The organism is Nocardioides sp. SRI_004, from assembly GCF_057586415.1.
The window spans coordinates 104,421-121,952 of record NZ_JBYCZV010000015.1; the positions used below are offsets into that span (position 1 = coordinate 104,421).

18 protein-coding genes are annotated in these 17,532 nt (G+C 72.9%); 8 read left to right on the plus strand and 10 right to left on the minus strand.

Annotation, left to right across the window (positions count from 1 at the left end):
• Window positions 1-2 precede the first annotated feature (2 nt).
• Window positions 3-824, plus strand: coding sequence for an IclR family transcriptional regulator (locus tag AC2YHB_RS19640; protein ID WP_308645553.1), 822 nt, complete (start codon window positions 3-5; stop codon window positions 822-824).
• On the opposite strand, the gene AC2YHB_RS19645 is transcribed toward AC2YHB_RS19640, so the two are convergent.
• A complete protein-coding gene (locus tag AC2YHB_RS19645; RefSeq protein WP_179649021.1) occupies window positions 781-1,599 on the minus strand; it encodes an arylamine N-acetyltransferase family protein in 819 nt (272 codons plus the stop codon). The two genes, AC2YHB_RS19640 and AC2YHB_RS19645, sit on opposite strands and share 44 nt — an antisense overlap.
• A gap of 71 nt (window positions 1,600-1,670) precedes the next feature.
• Here AC2YHB_RS19645 and AC2YHB_RS19650 point away from each other — a divergent pair, with 71 nt between their 5' ends.
• Together AC2YHB_RS19650 and AC2YHB_RS19655 are read left to right on the plus strand one after the other, a co-directional pair.
• Window positions 1,671-2,405 carry an SDR family NAD(P)-dependent oxidoreductase gene (locus tag AC2YHB_RS19650; protein ID WP_179649022.1) on the plus strand — a complete coding sequence of 245 codons (735 nt, stop codon included), beginning with the start codon at window positions 1,671-1,673 and terminating at the stop codon, window positions 2,403-2,405.
• 7 nt (window positions 2,406-2,412) lie between these two features.
• Entirely contained in the window at window positions 2,413-3,327 is a 915-nt protein-coding gene (locus tag AC2YHB_RS19655; protein WP_218864688.1) for an LLM class flavin-dependent oxidoreductase, read from the plus strand.
• Here AC2YHB_RS19655 and AC2YHB_RS19660 read toward each other — a convergent pair.
• From AC2YHB_RS19660 to AC2YHB_RS19670, 3 genes are all read right to left on the minus strand, one after another.
• A complete protein-coding gene (locus AC2YHB_RS19660; protein ID WP_179649023.1) occupies window positions 3,311-3,838 on the minus strand; it encodes a gamma carbonic anhydrase family protein in 528 nt (175 codons plus the stop codon). The genes AC2YHB_RS19655 and AC2YHB_RS19660 overlap by 17 nt on opposite strands.
• A 26-nt stretch (window positions 3,839-3,864) precedes the next feature.
• Window positions 3,865-4,065, minus strand: a complete 201-nt coding sequence (locus AC2YHB_RS19665; RefSeq protein WP_487354503.1) for a hypothetical protein — start codon at window positions 4,063-4,065, stop codon at window positions 3,865-3,867.
• A gap of 75 nt (window positions 4,066-4,140) precedes the next feature.
• Window positions 4,141-5,184, minus strand: a complete 1,044-nt coding sequence (locus tag AC2YHB_RS19670; protein ID WP_218864689.1) for an enoyl-CoA hydratase/isomerase family protein — start codon at window positions 5,182-5,184, stop codon at window positions 4,141-4,143.
• 76 nt (window positions 5,185-5,260) lie between these two features.
• On the opposite strand from AC2YHB_RS19670, the gene AC2YHB_RS19675 reads away from it, so the two are divergent.
• Window positions 5,261-6,097 carry an SDR family NAD(P)-dependent oxidoreductase gene (locus tag AC2YHB_RS19675; protein WP_179649024.1) on the plus strand — a complete coding sequence of 279 codons (837 nt, stop codon included), beginning with the start codon at window positions 5,261-5,263 and terminating at the stop codon, window positions 6,095-6,097.
• A 32-nt stretch (window positions 6,098-6,129) separates the two neighbouring features.
• Window positions 6,130-7,521: a VWA domain-containing protein gene (locus AC2YHB_RS19680; protein WP_257027393.1), complete on the plus strand. Its 1,392-nt coding sequence runs from the start codon at window positions 6,130-6,132 to the stop codon at window positions 7,519-7,521.
• A gap of 62 nt (window positions 7,522-7,583) precedes the next feature.
• Here the strand turns inward: AC2YHB_RS19680 and AC2YHB_RS19685 are convergent, their stop codons facing one another.
• The gene (locus AC2YHB_RS19685; protein ID WP_487354504.1) at window positions 7,584-10,388 is read right to left on the minus strand and encodes an FAD-binding and (Fe-S)-binding domain-containing protein; all 2,805 of its coding nucleotides are present in this window, start codon (window positions 10,386-10,388) and stop codon (window positions 7,584-7,586) included.
• 205 nt (window positions 10,389-10,593) lie between these two features.
• Here AC2YHB_RS19685 and AC2YHB_RS19690 point away from each other — a divergent pair, with 205 nt between their 5' ends.
• A complete protein-coding gene (locus tag AC2YHB_RS19690) occupies window positions 10,594-11,412 on the plus strand; it encodes a crotonase/enoyl-CoA hydratase family protein (protein ID WP_487354505.1) in 819 nt (272 codons plus the stop codon).
• Here the strand turns inward: AC2YHB_RS19690 and AC2YHB_RS19695 are convergent.
• The 4 genes from AC2YHB_RS19695 to AC2YHB_RS19710 all read right to left on the minus strand — a co-directional run bounded on the left by AC2YHB_RS19695 (window position 11,399) and on the right by AC2YHB_RS19710 (window position 14,060).
• On the minus strand, window positions 11,399-11,695 hold the full coding sequence (locus tag AC2YHB_RS19695) for a DUF4031 domain-containing protein (protein WP_179649027.1): 297 nt from the start codon (window positions 11,693-11,695) through the stop codon (window positions 11,399-11,401). The two genes, AC2YHB_RS19690 and AC2YHB_RS19695, sit on opposite strands and share 14 nt — an antisense overlap.
• Window positions 11,696-11,786: 91 nt before the next feature.
• Window positions 11,787-12,350: a C40 family peptidase gene (locus AC2YHB_RS19700; protein ID WP_179649028.1), complete on the minus strand. Its 564-nt coding sequence runs from the start codon at window positions 12,348-12,350 to the stop codon at window positions 11,787-11,789.
• Between the two features lie 379 nt (window positions 12,351-12,729).
• A complete protein-coding gene (locus AC2YHB_RS19705) occupies window positions 12,730-13,431 on the minus strand; it encodes a hypothetical protein (RefSeq protein WP_036549912.1) in 702 nt (233 codons plus the stop codon).
• A 71-nt stretch (window positions 13,432-13,502) separates the two neighbouring features.
• Window positions 13,503-14,060 carry a TetR/AcrR family transcriptional regulator gene (locus AC2YHB_RS19710; protein WP_179649029.1) on the minus strand — a complete coding sequence of 186 codons (558 nt, stop codon included), beginning with the start codon at window positions 14,058-14,060 and terminating at the stop codon, window positions 13,503-13,505.
• Between the two features lie 77 nt (window positions 14,061-14,137).
• Here AC2YHB_RS19710 and AC2YHB_RS19715 point away from each other — a divergent pair, with 77 nt between their 5' ends.
• Together AC2YHB_RS19715 and AC2YHB_RS19720 are read left to right on the plus strand one after the other, a co-directional pair.
• A complete protein-coding gene (locus AC2YHB_RS19715) occupies window positions 14,138-14,863 on the plus strand; it encodes an SDR family NAD(P)-dependent oxidoreductase (protein WP_487354506.1) in 726 nt (241 codons plus the stop codon).
• A gap of 38 nt (window positions 14,864-14,901) precedes the next feature.
• A complete protein-coding gene (locus tag AC2YHB_RS19720; RefSeq protein WP_036549920.1) occupies window positions 14,902-15,957 on the plus strand; it encodes an LLM class F420-dependent oxidoreductase in 1,056 nt (351 codons plus the stop codon).
• A 103-nt stretch (window positions 15,958-16,060) separates the two neighbouring features.
• Here AC2YHB_RS19720 and AC2YHB_RS19725 read toward each other — a convergent pair whose 3' ends face one another.
• Window positions 16,061-17,500 carry a glyceraldehyde-3-phosphate dehydrogenase gene (locus AC2YHB_RS19725; RefSeq protein WP_487354507.1) on the minus strand — a complete coding sequence of 480 codons (1,440 nt, stop codon included), beginning with the start codon at window positions 17,498-17,500 and terminating at the stop codon, window positions 16,061-16,063.
• Between the last annotated feature and the right edge of the window lie 32 nt (window positions 17,501-17,532).

Consider the following 17,532-nt stretch of genomic DNA (forward strand, 5'->3'; position numbering starts at 1 on the left):
GCGTGGCCGGTGCCGTGGAGAGTGGAGCGACCGTCGTGGGCCGGGTCGGCGCGCTGCTGCGCGCCCTCGCCGCGCGTGAGCCGGACGGGGGGAGCACGACCGGCCTCGCCGCCGCCGTCGGCCTGCCGCGCCCGACCGTCCACCGGCTGCTGTCGGCGCTGCGCGACGAGGGCATGGTCGAGCGTGACGAGGCCAGTGCGGCCTGGCACCTGGGACCGGAGTGCTTCCTGCTCGGCGCGGCCGCGACCAGCCGGCACGACATCGCGCCGGTGGCCCGCGAGGCGGTGCTGCGGATCGCCCGCGAGACCGGCGAGAGCGCCTACTTCTCCGTCCGTCGCGGCGACGAGACCGTCTGCCTGCTCCGCGAGGACGGCAGCTTCCCGATCCGCTCGCACGTGCTGCACGAGGGCATCCGGTTCCCGCTCGGCGTCGCCTCGGCGGGCCAGGTGATCCTCGCGTTCCTCCCCGAGCGCGAGCGCGAGGCCTACCTGCGGCGCGCGGACCTCGTCGCCGCGCACGGCAGGCAGCACTCCAGCCGCGCGCTGCGGGCCCGGGTCGCGCAGACCCGCGAGCTGGGGTACGCCGTCAACCCGGGCCTCATCGTCGCCGGCAGCTGGGGCATCGGCGCTGCGGTCTTCGACGCGCACGAGGAGCCGCGCTGGGCGTTGAGCATCAACGGCATCGAGGCCCGGATCGCGCCGCCGCGGCAGGACGACCTGGGCCAGCTGCTGCTGCGCGAGGCGCACCTGCTGGGCGCGCGGATGGCCCGGCCCCAGGCTCCTAGGCCAGCCTGGCCAGCAGGCGCTGCTCCTCGTCGTCCGTGAGCGGTACGGCGAGCGCGCGCAGCCACCCCGCGAGCTCCCCGTCCTCGAGCTCGCGGTGCTCGGTCGGCTCGCCCGGGCGTCGTACGGTCACGGTGGTGGCGGTGAGCGACACGTGCCGGCCCTCCTCGTGCTTGGTGACCATCAGGCCGCTGCGGAAGTGCGACGAGGGGAAGGTGCTCGTGTAGTGGTGGCCAATGACGACGTCCACCGGGCGGACGGGCAGCTCGTCGGTGGTGTGGGTCAGCTCCCAGCCGGCCTCGCGCAGGCGGAGGAGGCCCCAGGTGCCGTCGGCATTGCCGACCACCCGGTAGGGCCACCCGCGCTGGTCGGACTCCGCGCCGTCGGCCAGCGGGACCGGGCGGACCAGGCTCATCCCGAAGCCCGGGTCGCAGAGCAGGCGCTCGCCGTCGAGCGCCACCTCGACGGTCATGTGGGTGCGGCCCTGGACGGTGCCGGTGGCCGGGTCGCCCACGCGGCCGAGGTGCCGTCGGACGTCGTACCCGAGGCGCTCGAGGGCGGCCGCGAAGACGCTCGCGTGCTCGAAGCAGTAGCCGCCGCGGCCCCGCTCGACGAACTTCGCGTTGAGCGCCTCCATGCCGACCCCGGGGTGCTGGTCGAGGAGGACGTCGATGTTGTCGAACGTGAACGTCCGCACGTGCGCCTCGTGGAGCGCGTCGAGGGTGGCCCGGTCGGGCGCCGGCCCGGCGGGGACGCCCAGGCGGGTGAGGTAGCCGTCGAGGTCGAGCTCCTCGGCCTGCCAGCCGTTGTCGGTCATGGGGTGAGCGTAGGAGCAGACAGGAACTAGAACGCGTTCTATTGTGGGGCAGCCGATCCACAGGAGGACCCATGACCACCGCCCCCGCCCGCGCCCAGCGGTTCACCGACCGCCGCGTCGTCGTCACCGGAGCCGCCGGCGGCGTCGGCCAGGTCGTCGCGGACCTGTTCCGCGAGGAGGGGGCGCGCGTGGTCGCGACCGACGTGGCCGCGGCGGACGGCGTCGTACCCTGCGACCTTGCGGACGACGCCGCCCGCGACGCCTTCGTGGCGGACGCGCTGGCCGAGCTCGGCGGCCTCGACGTGCTGTGCAATGTCGCCGGCATCCAGCAGTTCGCGGAGATCGGGAGGATCACCGCCGCGGGCCTGCGCCGTCACCTCGACGTCAACGCCGTCGCGCCGCTGCTGCTCGCGCAGTCGTTCGCCGACGCGCTCGTCGAGAGCAAGGGCAATGTCGTGTCGGTCGCGTCGATCTCGTCGGTGATGGGGCAGCCCTACAACGCGCAGTACTGCGCCTCGAAGGCCGCACTGCTCCTCGGCATGCGCTCGCTCGCCGTCGAGCTCGGCACCAAGGGCGTGCGGGTCAACTGCGTCTCGCCCGGCGGCATCGCGACCCCGATGGTCGAGGCGGCCGCGGCCGGCCTGCCGCAGGACGTGAACTGGGACCTGATCGCCAAGAGCACCTCGGTCATCCCGGGCTTCATGCCGCCCGCCGACGTCGCGGAGTCGCTGCTCTTCCTCGCCTCCGACGCGGCCGCGTCGATCACCGGCGCCAACCTGGTCGTCGACCGCGGCGTGGTCTGGTGACGCCGCGATGACGATGGACGTCGGGATGACGCTGCCGGTGATGGAGCCGGACGTCGACCCGGCGCTGCTGCGCGAGTGGGCCGAGCGGATCGACGCGGGTCCCTACGGCTCGCTGTGCTTCGGCGAGCGGATCGCCTTCGACAACCCCGACATCCTCACCCTGCTCGGCGCGGTCGCGGCGTGGACCTCGCGGGTGCGGCTGAGCGCCACGGTCGTCGTACCGCAGCTGCACGACCCGGTGCACCTCGCCAAGGCGCTCGCCACCGCCGACCGGCTGTGCGGCGGCCGGCTCTCGGTCGGCCTCGGCGTCGGCGGGCGCGAGGAGGACTACGCCGCCGTCGGCGCCGACTGGGGCACCCGCACGATGGCCGGGCTGGCCGAGCGGGCCGCGGTGCTGCGCCGTGTCTGGGCCGGCGAGAACCTCACCGGAGCCACGCGCCCCGTCGGCCCACGGCCGCACCGCCCGAACGGGCCGGAGCTGCTGGTCGGCACGCTCGGGCAGCGTACGACGCAGCACGCGGCGCGATGGGCCGACGGGCTGGCCGGGATGACCCTCGGCGCCGACGTGGACGAGACGGCGGCGCTCTTCGACGTCGCCCGGGCCGCGTGGGCGGACGCCGGACGACCGGCGCCGCGGCTGACGACGTCCTTCTGGTTCGCGCTCGCCGAGGCGAGCGACGACCCGCGGGCGCAGGTGCACGCGCACCTGCGGCACTACATGAACTGGCTGCCCGTCGAGCTGGTCGACGCCCTGGCGCCGACGGCCGGCTTCGCCGGGACGCTGGCCGAGCTCGACGAGCTCCTGGACCGGTTCGCGGAGATCGGCACCGACGAGGTGCAACTGATCCCGACCGGGGGCGACCCGCGCCAGGTGGACCTGGTCGCCGATCTCGTCGCCGGTCGGCTCAGTCGACGGGCGTGATGCCCTCGCGGTGCCGCTTCGCCAGCTCGGCGTAGTAGGGCGCGTTCGTCTCGACCCAGAAGGCCGCTCCGGTGCCCTCGATCGGCTTCTTGACCTGCGCCGGGCTGCCCGCCGCCAGGACGCCGTCGGGGATCTCGGTGCCGGGCGCGACGAGCGAGCCTGCCGCCACGAGGGTGCCGGCGCCGATGCGGGCGCCGTCGAGGACTGTGGTGTCGTTGCCGATCAGGCCCTTCTCGCCGAGCGAGTCGCCGTGGAAGACGCACGCGTGGGCGACCGTGGAGTGGGCCCCGATCTCGACGGTGACGTCGGGTCCGCCGTGCACGACCGAGTTGTCCTGGATGTTCGCGCCCTCGCGCACGATGATCGTGCAGATGTCGCCGCGGAGGACGGCGCCGTACCAGACGCTGGCGCCCTTCTCGATCCGTACGTCGCCGATCAGCGTGGCGGTCGGGGCGACGAACGCCTCGGGGTGGACCTGCGGGGACTTGCCCTCGAACTCGTACGCGAACACGCCCAGCAGGCTAGGTCAGAGCGTCTTCACAGCGTGAACCAGGTGACGAGCAGGCCCTCGGAGCAGCGCTGGCAGCTGGCCACGGTCCCACCGCAGTGGCGGATGTGGGTGATCAGCAGCTGGAGCTGGTCCCGGGTCGTCGTCGAGGTGTGCCAGGTCATCGCCCACCCCTCCTTCCGGTCCCTGTGCTCGCCGTCGAGCACACTTCGATGGTGCACCTCGCGCACGCCGTTCCACCTCCCCCGTACCGGTGGACGGGATAGTCCGTTCGGGGGACCAAGGTCCCCTCCGTCCGGAGGGGCTCAGCCCGAGAGCCCCAGCTCCCGCTCCCCGGCCGACGCGAAGTACGACGCCACGGTGGCGTCGTCGACGTCGCGCACGTGCGGCGGCTGCCACCGCGGGTTGCGGTCCTTGTCGACCACCTGCGCGCGCACGCCCTCGACGAAGTCGTGGGAGGTGTGGAAGCGAAGGGCGAGCCGGTACTCCAGGTCGAGGGCGGGCGGCAGCGTCTCGAAGCGGGCGGCCTCGCGCAGCGCGCGCAGGGTGACCCGGACCGACGTCGGCGACTTCGCCTCGATCGTCGCGGCGGCCCTGGTCGCCTCCTCGGTGCCGAGCGCCCGCAGCCGGTCGAGGATCACGAGCACGTCGTCGCCGGCGTAGGCGTCGTCCAGCCAGGTCCGTGCCGCCGCCAGCGGGGACGGCGGCGCCGGCTGCTCGAGCGCCGCGATCGCCTCGTCGGCATCGTCGGTCGCCAGCGCCGCGAGCAGTGCGGGCAGGCGGTCGGTGGGCACGTAGTGGTCGGCGAAGCCGATCGCGATCGCGTCGCCCGCGCCGATCGAGCCTGCGGTGAGGCCGAGATGGGTGCCGGTCTCGCCGGGCGCGTGGGAGAGCAGGAAGGTGCCGCCGACGTCCGGCAGGAAGCCGATGCCGGTCTCCGGCATGCCGATCGACGAACGCTCGGTCACCACCCGCTGCGGCGCGTGCGCCGACAGGCCGATCCCGCCGCCGAGGACGATGCCGTCCATGACCGCGACGTAGGGCTTGGGGTAGGCGGCGATGGTCGCGTTCAGGCGGTACTCGTCGGCCCAGAAGCCCGCACTCTCGGTGCCTCCCGCCTTCGCGTCACGCCACATCGCGACGATGTCGCCACCCGCGCAGAGCCCCCGCTCACCGGCGCCCGTGAGCACGACGGTCCGCACCGTGTCGTCGTCCCTCCACTCCTCGAGGGCGGCGGTGATGATGCCGACCATCTCGTGGGTGAGGGCGTTGATGGCCCGCGGCCGGTTGAGGACGATGTGGGCCGCGTGGCCGTCGCGTCGCAGCAGGACGGGGGGCTCGCTCGTCATGGCGGTCATTGTGCCGAGGCCGCCGGCGGCGGCGGACATCGTGGCCACCGAATAGAACTGGTTCTACTGTGGGGCCATGCCTGCTCCCGCCCGTCGTGCCGTCGTCACCGGCGCCGGTCCCGGCTCCATCGGCGAGGCCGTCGCCGCCCGGCTCGCCACCGACGGCTGGGACGTCGTGGTGACGACCCGCGCCACGCCCGTCGCGGGCCGCGATTGGCACCCGCTCGACCTCGCCGACCGGGCCTCCGTCGCCGCCTTCGCCGGGTGGTACGCCGACCGGTCGGACCGCCTCGACCTGCTCGTCAACAGCGCCGGGATCCATCTCGACCTCGGGTCGCGCTGGACCGAGCCGCAGCTCCTCGACGGCCACGAGATCCACTGGCGGACCAACTACCTCGGCACCGTCGACCTGACGACCGCGCTGCTGCCGGCCCTGCTGACCGCCGCCGACGCGACCGGCGACGCCCGCGTGCTGCACGTCGTCTCGCAGCTGCACGAGCGGGGGACGGTCGACGCGATGCTCGGCCGGCCGGTCGACTACGACTCGTGGGCGGCCTACGGCACGTCCAAGCTGGCGCTGGTCCACCACGCCGCCTCCCTCGTCGAGGAGTACGGCGACCGGGGGCTGCGCGCGATCCCCGTGCACCCCGGCGCGGTGTCGACCAATATCGCGAACCGCGGCCTCGAGACCCGGCCCGTGCTGCGGCGGCTGCGCAACCTCGCCCGGCCGCTCGAGCGTCGCGTCCTGATGACGCCGACCGCCTCGGCCCGGGTGCTGGTGGGGCTGGCGACGGACCCGGCCACCCCGTCGTCGTACCACCACAAGGCGCACGCGACGGAGCCCTCGGAGGCGGCCGGCGACCTGGTCGCGCGGGCCGAGCTGGCCCGTACGACGGCCTCGTGGCTCGGGTAGGCGCCGTCCGTACGATGTGACCCGTGACCCACATGTTGACCCGGGGCGGCAATGTCGGAGTGACCCAGGCCGGGCTGTCGGCCCGCGTGGTGGTGACCCTGACCTGGGACACGAAGGACGGGGTCGACGCCGACCTCTCGGCCTTCCTCTGCACCGCCGCCGGGAAGGTCCGCTCCGACGACGACTTCATCTTCTACAACCAGCCCCGCGGCGCCGGTGGTGCGGTCACCCACCTCGGCAAGGGGCCTCGCGGGTCCGGCACGGTCGACCGCGTCCAGGTCGACATGTCCGCCCTGCCGGCCGACGTCGACAAGGTCGTCATCGGCGCCTCCCTCGACGGCAGCGGCAGCTTCGGCGCGCTGACCGGCCTGGGTGTGGAGGTCGCCGCCGACGAGAGCGCGCCCGCCGCCGTCCGCTGCGAGATCCCGGCCACGAGCGAGACCGCGATGGTCTTCGCCGAGGTCTACCGCCGGGGCGGGGAGTGGAAGATCCGCGCCGTCGGGCAGGGCTACACCAACGGCCTCGCCGGCCTCGCCGGCGACTTCGGGGTCGACGTGGCCGAGGAGGCGCCCGCGCCGGTCGCAGCCGCGACCCCGCCGCCCCCGCCGCCGCCCCCGGCTGCTCCGGCTGCTCCGGCTGCTCCGGCTGCTCCGGCGACCCCCGCGATCAGCCTCGAGAAGAGGCGCGTCGTCGACCTCGAGAAGAAGCTCTCGGGCAAGGGCGACACCGCGATGCTCTCGCTCGTCAAGAGCGCCGGCGTCTCGCTGGAGAAGAAGGGCCTCGCGGAGCACACTGCGCGCGTCGCGCTCGTCCTCGACATCTCCGGCTCGATGTCCTCGCGCTACTCCAAGGGCCTGGTCCAGCGCCTCGCGGAGCGGGTCCTCGCGCTCGGCCTGCGCTTCGACGACGACGGCGCCGTCGACGTCTTCCTCTTCGGCAACGCGGTGCATCAGCCGGAGCCGCTGACCCTCGACGGCTACCAGCAGTACGTCAAGGGCATCACCAAGCAGTACAAGCTCGAGTACGCCACCAAGTACGGCGCCGCGATGTCCGCGATCCGCAAGCACTACTTCGGGCACTCGGGCGACCGTGGCGAGCCGGTCCCCGACACGACGCCCGTCTACGTCATGTTCATCACCGACGGGGCGCCGACCGACAAGGCCGTCGCGACCAAGCAGATCCGCTCGGCGTCGTACGAGCCGATCTTCTGGCAGTTCCTCGGCATCGGCTCGGACCGGTTCGAGTACCTCCAGCGCCTCGATGACCTCGACAACCGCTACACCGACAACGCGGACTTCTTCGCCGTCACCGACGACGAGCTGATCGGGCGCAAGCCGATCAGCGACGACGCACTGTTCGAGCGGCTGATGACCGAGTACCCCGACTGGCTGCGCCGGGCGCGCGGCAACGGCTTGCTGCACTGACCGGTGGTCGAGGAGGTCGCGCAGCGACCGTCACGAGACCCCCGCAACCCACGCGCCGGACGTCACCGCCCGGCGAGCAGCTCCGCGAGGTGCTTCGGCCTCGCCGTCGGCGCCAGCTCGTCGAGCTGGGTGCGGCACGAGAAGCCGTCGGCCAGCACGACCGCGCCCTCCGGTGCCTGCCGGACGGCGGGCAGCAGGTTGGCCTCGGCGACGGCGAGGGACACCTCGTAGTGGCCCTGCTCGACGCCGAAGTTGCCCGCCATGCCGCAGCAGCCGGCGACGGCCTGGACCGCCGCGCCGGCGCGCACGAGCAGCGCCCGGTCGGTCTCCCAGCCCATCACCGCGTGGTGGTGGCAGTGCGGCTGCGCGACGACCGTGACGCCGGACAGGTCCGGCGGCGTCCAGCCGTCCGTGCGGGTCAGCAGCTCGGCGAGGGTGACCGTGGCGGCCGCGACCGCGGCAGCGTCCTCGCCGGAGACCAGCTCGGTGAGCTCGTGGCGCAGGACGGCCGTGCACGAGGGCTCGATGCCCACGACGGGCAGCCCGGCCTTCGCGTCGGCGGCCAGCGCGTCGACCATCGAGCGCAGTCGCCTGGCGGCACCGTCGAGCTGGCCCGTGCTGATCCAGGGCAGGCCGCAGCACTCCTGCTGGCGGGTGATCCGCGGTGCGTAGCCGGCCTCCCGCAGCACCTGTGCCGCAGCGTCGGCGACCTGCGGCGCGAAGTGGTTGGTGAAGGAGTCGACGAAGAGGACGACGGGCGTGCCAGTCTGGTCCGACGCGGCGGAGAAGGTACGACGGAAGGTGCGCCGCGCGAAGGTCGGCATCCGCCGACGGGTGTCCACCCCGGAGGCCTTCAGCGCCAGGGTGCGGACCCAGTCGATGTCCATCGACCTGTTGGCCAGCCTCGGCGTCAACGAGCCGACCTTCGCCCAGCGCGGAAGCCAGCCGACGACGTAGTGCGAGCGAGGGCGCAGCCTGCGCTTGTAGGTCTGGTGCAGCACCTCGGCCTTGTAGCTGGCCATGTCGGTGCCGGTCGGGCAGTCCGACGCGCAGCCCTTGCAGGCGAGGCAGAGGTCGAGCGCCTCGTGCACGGCGGGCGAGCCCCACGAGATGTCGCTGTCGCCGTTGACGATCTCCTGCAGCAGGCGCGCGCGGCCGCGGGTGGAGTGGATCTCCTCCTTGGTCGCCTGGTACGACGGGCACATCACCCCGCCCGAGCCGGTGTTGTCGGCGCGGCACTTGCCGACGCCGGTGCAGCGGTGCACGGCCTGGCCGAAGTCGCCGCCGTCGCTCGCGTAGGCCATCGCCAGGCCCTTGGTCAGCTTCGCCGTCGAGGTGTAGCGCAGGTCGGCGGTCAGCGGCGCGGCATCGACGATGATGCCCGGGTTGAGGAGGTCGCCGGGGTCGAAGGCCTTCTTGATGCTGGACATCAGGGCGAGCGCCTGCGGCGAGTACATGCGCGGCAGCAGCTCGCTGCGGGCCCGGCCGTCGCCGTGCTCGCCGGACAGCGAGCCGCCCAGCGAGGAGACCAGGTCGGCGGCGTCCTCGACGAACGAGCGATAGCGGTCCGGCCCGTCGGGGGAGTCGAACGCGAAGTCCATCCGCACGTGCACGCAGCCCTCGCCGAAGTGCCCGAACGGCATGGCGGTCAGCCCGTGCTTGTCGAGCAGCGCGTCGAAGCTGGTGAGGTAGGTGCCCAGCCGGTCGGGGGGTACGGCGGCGTCCTCCCAGCCGGCCCACGCGGGACGGCCGGAGGGAGCCCGGCCCGCCAGCCCGGCCCCGTCGGCCCGGATCTTCCAGAGCCGGTCGGCGGTGCGCGGGTCGTCGACGACCAGCGCCGAGACACCGAGGCCGGCGCTCGCGAGCAGGTCGGCCTGGCGTCGTACCTCCTCGGGGGAGTCGCCGGAGAGCTCGACGAACATCCACGCGTCACCGGCCGGCAGGGGCGGCACGGCGCCCGGCCCGCGGCGCTCGAGGATCACGTCGACGATGCGCCGGTCGATGCCCTCGCAGGCCGAGGGCGCGAAGGCCAGCACCTGCGGGGTCGCGTGGCCCGCGGTGGGGAAGTCGGGGAAGCCGAGGACGACCATCAGCGAGACCGGCGGGTTGCGGACCAGCCGGACCGTCGCCTCGGTGATGACCGCGAGGGTGCCCTCGGAGCCGACGAGGGCGCGGGTCGGGTCGAAGCGCTCCGGCAGCAGGTGCTCGACGGCGAGGCCGGACACGTGCCGTCCGAAGGTGCCGAACTCGGTCCGCGCGGTCGCCAGGTCCTTCGCGATGATCTGCTCGACCCGGCCCAGCACGTCGCTGTCGGCCGACCAGCCGTCGGGCCCGGTGACCAGCTCGGTGCCGTCGGCGAGCAGCGCCCGCAGGCCGAGCGTGTTGTGCGAGGTCCGGCCGAAGGCCAGCGACCGCGCGCCGCACGCGTCGTTGCCGATCATCCCGCCGATGGTGCAGCGGGTGCTGGTCGACGGGTCCGGGCCGAACTTCAGCCCGTGCGCGGCGACCGCCTTCTGCAGCTGGGCCTGTACGACGCCCGGCTGGACGACCGCCGTACCGGCCTCGGCGTCCACCGACAGCACCTGGTTCATGTGGCGGCTGAAGTCGAGGACGATGCCCGGGCCGATCGCGTTGCCCGCCACGGACGTACCGGCACCGCGCGCGGTGATCGGGACGCCGAGCTCACGGGCGGCGGCCAGCGCGGCCCGCACCTCGTCGGCGGAGCGCGGGAACACCACCGCCGCGGGCGGGACGCGGTAGAGCGAGGCGTCGGAGGAGTACGCGGCGAGGACGGCCGCGTCGTCGCTGACGTCGGTTGCTCCGTGCCGCCGGACCTCGGAAGCGATCTGGGAAGAGGGGCCGGGCACGGACCGAAATCTATCGGGTCCGCCAGACACTAGGTCGTGTCTCCCATTCCTCGGTGGATGCCCGGGGCGTCCAGCGCGTGCGATGGCAAGGCGCCGGCGCGCTGGCATGCTGGGCGCACGTCGAGCGTCGGCAACGCCGCCAGCGTGCGTGCTGGGCGGGCCGGGCGCCGCCAGGGAATGGGAGACACGGCCTAGGCTCCGCAGCATGACTGACGAGAAGCGCTTCACCGTCACCCGCGACGGTCACGTCGCCACCGTCGGCCTCGCCGGCCCCGGCGGGAAGGCTGTGATGGACGAGCGGTTCTTCGCCGAGCTCACGGAGACCTTCACCGCCCTCGACGCCGACGACGAGGTCCGCGCGATCGTCGTGACCGGCGCCGGCCCGCACTTCTCGTTCGGCCTGGACCTCGGCGCCGCTGCCGCGACCTTCGCGCCGCTGCGGAGCGCGACCGACGCCGGTGCCCGGCAGGAGCTGCTGGCCCTGATCCGCCGTTGGCAGGCCGCGCTCGACGCGGTCGCGGGCGTCCGCAAGCCCACGGTCGCAGCCGTCACCGGCTGGTGCATCGGCGGCGGCGTCGACCTCGCCGTCGCCTGCGACGTGCGGGTCGCCTCCGCCGACGCGCAGTTCAGCGTGCGGGAGGCCAAGGTGGGCATCGTCGCCGACCTCGGCAGCCTCCAGCGCCTCGTCGGCGTCATCGGCGACGGCCACCTGCGCGAGCTCGCCCTCACCGGCGACGACATCGGTGCCGACCGGGCAGCGGCGATCGGCCTGGTCAACCACGTCCACCCCGATGCCGACGCGACCCTGGCCGCCGCCCGCGAGCTCGCCGGCCGGATGGCTGCGAACTCGCCGCTGGTCCTGCGTGGCATCAAGGACGTCCTGGACGCCGAGCGAGCGCCCCGGGTCGAGGCCGGCCTGCGCTACACCGCGGTCTGGAACGCCGCCTTCCTGCTGAGCAACGACCTCGACGAGGCGATGCTGTCGTTCGTCGAGCGGCGCCCGCCGGAGTTCACCGGCCGCTGACCGCTCGCTTCGCCATGGTGATCCGGGCGACCTCGCGGCCGTAGCGGATCGGCGTGGCCCCGAGGGCGAGCGCGCGCTGCCGGGTCGGCTCGGTGACGTCGAAGTGCTCGGTGGCGGTGCCCTCGTTCTGGATCCACCGCGTCTCCAGGCCCAGCCGGCGCGCGAAGTCGAGCAGCTCGGCGTGGCCCTCCTCGCCCGGCAGGTCCGACAGCAGGTGTGACCAGACGCCCTCGACCGGCCCGACCGTCGCGGGCAGGCGCATGTCGTCGATGTAGATGGTCACGCCCCGATGATCCCGCACCCGGGAAGGCGACGACCGCCGGTCCCTCCCCATACGGGGGACCGGCGGTCGTGGCGGCTGTGGTGCCGGTGGGTCAGCGGACCCGGCCGTAGAAGACCGACGAGGTCCAGATCCGCTCCTTGGCGACCGGGTGGCCCGGACGCGAGGCGTGCCAGAGCATGTGGTGCCCGGCGTAGATGCCCACGTGGTAGACGTTCCCGCCGTTGTGGAAGAAGACGAGGTCGCCGCGGCGGGGGTGGCGCACCCGGCGTACGGCGCCGGCCTGGGCGTCGGAGGTGCGGGGCAGGCGCTTGCCGACCTTGCCGTAGACCCACTGGGTCAGGCCGGAGCAGTCGAAGGCGTGCGGGCCGGTGGCGCCGTACACGTAGGGGCTGCCGGCGCGGCTGCGCGCCTTGGCGATGACGCGGTTGGCGAAGCGCTTGCGCTGCGCGGCCCGCTGGGCCCGGGCCTCGGCGCGACGCTCGGCGGCCGTCGGCTCCTGCGTCGTGGTGGTCGTGGTGGCACCGGTCTCCGCGTTGGTCGTGGTGACGACCACGGTCTCGGCGTGCGACGCCGGGGCCGGCGTGGCGAGGAACACCGACGTGGCGAGCGGGATGACGACGAAGCGCGCGGCAGCGCGCGTGAAGGTGGTGGACATCGGAGGTTCTCCGCAGCGACGCCTGCGAGAGATGACCTGTCGGGCTAGGGCTGCTGGTGCCCTGGAACCTGCGGTTCCTTCGCCCCGAGCCGTCCGTCCCCGTGGATGGGGCGGGCCGGCGTACTGCTCGGGTCTCCCGTGCCCGTGACTACTTTCATCGTTGTGCGATGTCGCTCCACGTCGTCACGGGCCTCGGCGCGCGTGGGCGGCCTTCCCGGTCGGGAAGGTCTCTACCCCACCAGTACGCCATGCTTGCAATAGTTAGCGCAGTGGCGCCGGTCACCTTCGCGGCGTGGCGATGGTCACCCGGAAGTGGCGTAACGCAGGCGGTCTCCGGTGCCTGCAAGGTGTAGCTTGCCGCAGCTAGCGGAGCGTCCTGTCACTCCTCGGCGGCGGGGCCGTCGAGGTGCGGGTCGGCGAGGAGGTACTGCGTGATCCGACCCTCGCGGGAGCGGTGCGGACGCACCGGCTCGGGGACCATCCGCCCCTCTGCGGTGTCCCAGAAGCGGTCCACCCGCATCGCGACCCCGCGCGCCACGCGGCCCGGCACCCCCTGATGGGGAAGGTAGGGATGCGGCCGCGTGGGCACGTGCTTCTCGGCGCGGAAGAGGCGCTCGGCGATCGCGTCGCGGTCGGCCGTCGAGGTGGTGGCCGTGAGGTCGTCGACGAGGCCCTGCTCGAGCCGCCACCACGCGTCGAACTCCTCGGTCACCTCGTCCCAGATCGAGCTCCACGGCCGTCGTACGACGAACGTGGAGCCGTAGAGCTTGGCCTTGGTCTGGAACAGCGCGCCCTCGAGGCGCCGGCTCTGCTGCGCGAGGTCGTGCGCGCGACGGCGCCCGTCGGGGAGGTGCCGGCGGGCGGCCGGGCCGAGGACCGCGCACGCCGCCTGGACGTGGCGGCTGGTGCTCGCCAGGAACGGGTCGGTCGCCCGCAGCCGGTCGCGTGGCCGCTCCCGGGTGGGGCGGCACGACTCCGCCTCGGCGAGCCGCCTGCTGAGCACGTCGTGGGTCTCGGAGACGGTGTCGGCGAGGGTGTCGACGCCGGCACCGGTGGTGTCGTCCAACTGGTTGTCGGTCATGGTCCGCGTCCTTCCCGAGGGACCCCCCAAGGCCAGTGTGCGCCCGGGTACGACGGACCACAAGGGAGCCGTCAGCGGCTCGCCCCGGCAGCAGCCAGCACCTGCTCGAGCGACCACACCAGCTGCTCCCGGTCGTGGCCGTCGGCCAGCATCTCGAAGCCGACGAGGGTGCTCAGCGCCCAGCTCGCGTAGCGGGGTGCGAGCTCCGCGCCGACGGTCTCGACGAGCGCCGCGTGGACGACCTGGTAGCGCTTCTCGTCCACCTGGCGCTGGATCGCGCCGACCCGCTCGTCGACGCCGGCCCAGACCCGGATGGCCGCCTCGGTGCGGTGCAGCAGCCGGGAGCTGGCCTCGGCGAGCATCAGCAGCCGGTCGACGGGATCGGCGTGCTGGTTGACGATGTCGACCGTCTGCTGTGTGCGCTGCTCGAGCCACGCGTCGAGCAGGGCGTCGGTGAAGTCCTGCCAGTTGTCGAACGAGTGGTAGAAGGAGCCGGTGGTGACGCCGAGCCGCTGGCACAGGGGGGCCAGCTTGAGGGCGCCGTAGCCCTGGCTCGCGAGGATCTCGTTGGCGGCCTGGAACCACGTGTCGCGCAAGGACCCGTTGCGTCGTACCTGGCGCTCGGTCACGGCTGCCTCCCTCCTCGCTGGCCTCATCGTAGGGTGCCGTCGCGCCGCCGGCCGGTTGCGCTTGGCAGGATTCGCGCATGCCACTCACCATCGTCACCGGAGGGACCCGCGGGATCGGGGCGGCCGTCGCGGCCCGGCTCGCAGCGGAGGGCCACGACCTCGTCCTCGGCCACCGCAGCGACGCGGCCAGCGCTGCCGCCGTCGTCGCGCGGCTCGAGGCCGTCGGCGTCCGGTGCGTCGCGGTGCCGGGGGACCTGACGACCGACGAGGGCATCGACGCGCTGTACGCCGCCGCGGACGACCTCGGCGCCCTGACCGGCGTCGTCAACAACGCCGGCGCCACCTACCGGTTCGCCCCGCTCGCCGACACCCCGGCCGACGAGGTGCGCCGCACCATCGACGTGAACCTGACCGCCCCGATCCTCGTCGCGCGGGCCGCGGTGCACCGGCTGGGGCGCGGCGGCGTGATCGTGAACATCACCTCGGGCGCCGCGACGATCGGCTCGCCGGGGGAGTACGTGCACTACGCCGCCGCGAAGGCCGGCCTCGACCTGCTGACGCGCGGCCTCGGCCTCGAGCTCGCCGACCGCGGCATCCGCGTCGTGGCCGTCGCTCCCGGCCTGATCGAGACCGAGCTGCACACGACGACGGGGGACCCCGGCCGGGTCGTGCGGATGGCGCCGCAGATCCCGCTCGGCCGCGCCGGGCAGCCGGAGGAGATCGCGGGTGCGGTCGCCTGGCTGATGAGCGAGGAGGCGTCGTACGTCACGGCGACGACGCTGCGCGTGGCCGGCGGTCGGTAGTCTCGCCGACCACCAGAGCCCAGGAGAGAAGGAGCGCCATGCGCCTCGGAATGATCATCGACTACTCGGGCGGCTTCGCCGAGACGGTCGAGCTGCTGCAGGAGTACGAGCGCAACGGCCTCGAGCTGGTGGCGATCCCGGAGGCCTACTCCTTCGACGCCGTCAGCCAGCTCGGCTACATCGCCGCGCGCACCGAGAAGCTCGAGCTGATGTCGGCGATCTTCCAGATCTACACGCGGACCCCGTCGCTGACCGCGATGACCGCCGCGGGCCTGGACTTCGTCTCGGGTGGCCGGTTCACCCTCGGCCTCGGCGCGTCCGGCCCGCAGGTCATCGAGGGCTTCCACGGCGTCAAGTACGACGCCCCGCTCGGTCGCACGCGCGAGGTGATCGAGATCTGCCGGCAGGTCTGGCAGCGCCAGCCCGTCGAGTACCGCGGCCGCCACTACACGGTGCCGCTGACCAAGGACGACGGCGGGTCGGGCCTGGGCAAGCCGCTCAAGATCATCAACCACCCCGTCCGCAGCGAGATCCCGATCTCCGTCGCCGCGCTCGGCCCGAAGAACGTCGCGCTGGTCGCCGAGCTCGCGAACGGCTGGCAGCCGCTGTTCTTCCACCCGCACAAGGCACAGCGGGCGTGGGGCGAGTCGCTGGAGGAGGGCTTCGCCAAGCGCGACCCGGCCCTCGGTGAGCTCGACATCCAGCTCCAGATCGCCTTCCACCTCGGCGAGCCGTCGCCCGAGGCCGTGCAGGCGATCCGCAACCAGCTCGCGCTCTACATCGGCGGCATGGGTGCGCGCGACAAGAACTTCTACAACCAGCTGGCCCGCCGCTACGGGTACGAGTCCGAGGCCGCGGAGATCCAGGACCTCTACCTCGACGGGCGCAAGGCGGAGGCCGCGGCCGCCGTACCCGACGACCTGGTCGACGCGGTGAGCCTGCTGGGCGACGAGGACGCGGTCCGCCAGCACGTCGTCGACCTCCACGCCGCGGGCGTGCGCACGCTGCTGCTCAACCCGCTGGCCGCGACCGACGAGGAGAAGGTCGCGCAGGTGCGCCGGCTCTCCGAGATCGTCGCGGAGACGTCCAGCTAGTTCGTCGAGGAGGTCGCGCAGCGACCGTCTCGAGACGCCGCGAGCCGGCGCTGGGACTGTGGACACACAGTTCCGGCACCGGCTCGCCCGGTCTCGTGGCGCGTCAGGCCTGCGGGAAGGTCTTGTACTCCACGCCCGAGATGTACTGCACGGTGCGCAGCACCTGGCAGGAGTAGCCGAACTCGTTGTCGTACCAGACGTAGAGGATCGCCGAGTCGCCGTCGACGATCGAGGCGCCGCCGTCCACGATCGAGGCCGCGCGGGCGCCGATGAAGTCGGTCGAGACCGCGTCGGTCGCCGTCGTGTAGTCGAGGTTGCGGGCCAGCGGGCCGACGAGCGAGGCCTGGCGCAGGTGCTCGTTGACCTCCTCGCGGGTGGTCTCGCGCTTGAGCTGCAGGCTCAGGATGGCGATCGAGACGTCCGGCGTGGGGACGCGGATCGAGTTGCCGGTGATCTTGGCGTCGAGGTCGGGGAGGACCTTGGCGACGGCCGAGGCGGCGCCGGTCTCGGTGATGACCAGGTTGAGCGGCGCGGAGCGGCCGCGGCGGTCGGCCTTGTGGTAGTTGTCCAGCAGGTTCTGGTCGTTGGTGAACGAGTGGACGGTCTCGACGTGGCCGCGGCTGATGCCGAACGCGTCCTCCATCGCCTTCAGCGGCGGGACGATCGCGTTGGTGGTGCAGGAGGCGCAGGAGAGCACCTTCTCGTCGAGGTCGACGCCGAGGTGGTTGACGCCGTGGACGATGTTCGGGACGTCGCCCTTGCCCGGAGCGGTCAGCAGGACCTTGGCGATGCCGGGGCGCAGGTGCTGCGAGAGGCCCTCGCGGTCGCGCCAGATGCCGGTGTTGTCGATGAGGATGGCGTCGTCGATGCCGTACTCGGTGTAGTCGATCTCGGCGGGCGAGTTCGAGTAGATCACCTGGATCACGTTGCCGTTGGCGATGATCTGGCTCTTCTCCTCGTCCACCGTGATCGAGCCGTTGAAGGCTCCGTGGATCGAGTCGCGGCGCAGCAGCGAGGCGCGCTTCTTCAGGTCGTCGCCCTTGCCCTTGCGGACGACGACGGCCCGCAGGCGCAGGCCGTTGCCCGAGCCGGACTTCTCGACGAGCAGGCGCGCGACGAGGCGGCCGATGCGGCCGAAGCCGTAGAGGACGACGTCCTGCGAGCCCGGGCCGGGGACCTTGTTGTCACCCGTCGCCTCGGCCAGCGCCTCGGCGGTGAACGCGGCGACCGAGTCCGGCTCGCCGGCGGCGCGGTAGGCGCGGATCAGCAGGGCGAGGTCGATCTTGGCGGCGCCGAGGTCGAGGCCGGCGATCGCCTCGAGGAAGGGGAAGGTGTCGGTGACGGAGAGCTCGACGCCGTCGATCTGGCGCGCGTAGCGGTGCGTCTTCAGGATGTCGATGACCGACTTGTTCACCAGCGAGCGGCTGTGGAGCAGGATCGTGACGTCCTTCTCGCGGTGCAGCTTGCCGACGATCGGGATCATCGCCTCCGCGAGCTCCTCGTGGTGCTTCCAGCGGTCGAACTTGTCCTCGATGACGCTCAACGAAATCCCCTATAGCAGAGTCGACAAAAGCC

Bases quoted from the DNA above. Each gene is read 5' to 3' on its own strand.
- AC2YHB_RS19655 (WP_218864688.1), top strand. From the start codon at position 2,413: ATGACGATGGACGTCGGGATGACGCTGCCGGTGATGGAGCCGGACGTC.
- AC2YHB_RS19700 (WP_179649028.1), bottom strand. From the start codon at position 12,350: ATGTCCACCACCTTCACGCGCGCTGCCGCGCGCTTCGTCGTCATCCCG.
- AC2YHB_RS19680 (WP_257027393.1), top strand. From the start codon at position 6,130: ATGTTGACCCGGGGCGGCAATGTCGGAGTGACCCAGGCCGGGCTGTCG.
- AC2YHB_RS19715 (WP_487354506.1), top strand. From the start codon at position 14,138: ATGCCACTCACCATCGTCACCGGAGGGACCCGCGGGATCGGGGCGGCC.
- AC2YHB_RS19645 (WP_179649021.1), bottom strand. From the start codon at position 1,599: ATGACCGACAACGGCTGGCAGGCCGAGGAGCTCGACCTCGACGGCTAC.
- AC2YHB_RS19670 (WP_218864689.1), bottom strand. From the start codon at position 5,184: ATGACGAGCGAGCCCCCCGTCCTGCTGCGACGCGACGGCCACGCGGCC.
- AC2YHB_RS19705 (WP_036549912.1), bottom strand. From the start codon at position 13,431: ATGACCGACAACCAGTTGGACGACACCACCGGTGCCGGCGTCGACACC.
- AC2YHB_RS19650 (WP_179649022.1), top strand. From the start codon at position 1,671: ATGACCACCGCCCCCGCCCGCGCCCAGCGGTTCACCGACCGCCGCGTC.
- AC2YHB_RS19675 (WP_179649024.1), top strand. From the start codon at position 5,261: ATGCCTGCTCCCGCCCGTCGTGCCGTCGTCACCGGCGCCGGTCCCGGC.
- AC2YHB_RS19720 (WP_036549920.1), top strand. From the start codon at position 14,902: ATGCGCCTCGGAATGATCATCGACTACTCGGGCGGCTTCGCCGAGACG.
- AC2YHB_RS19690 (WP_487354505.1), top strand. From the start codon at position 10,594: ATGACTGACGAGAAGCGCTTCACCGTCACCCGCGACGGTCACGTCGCC.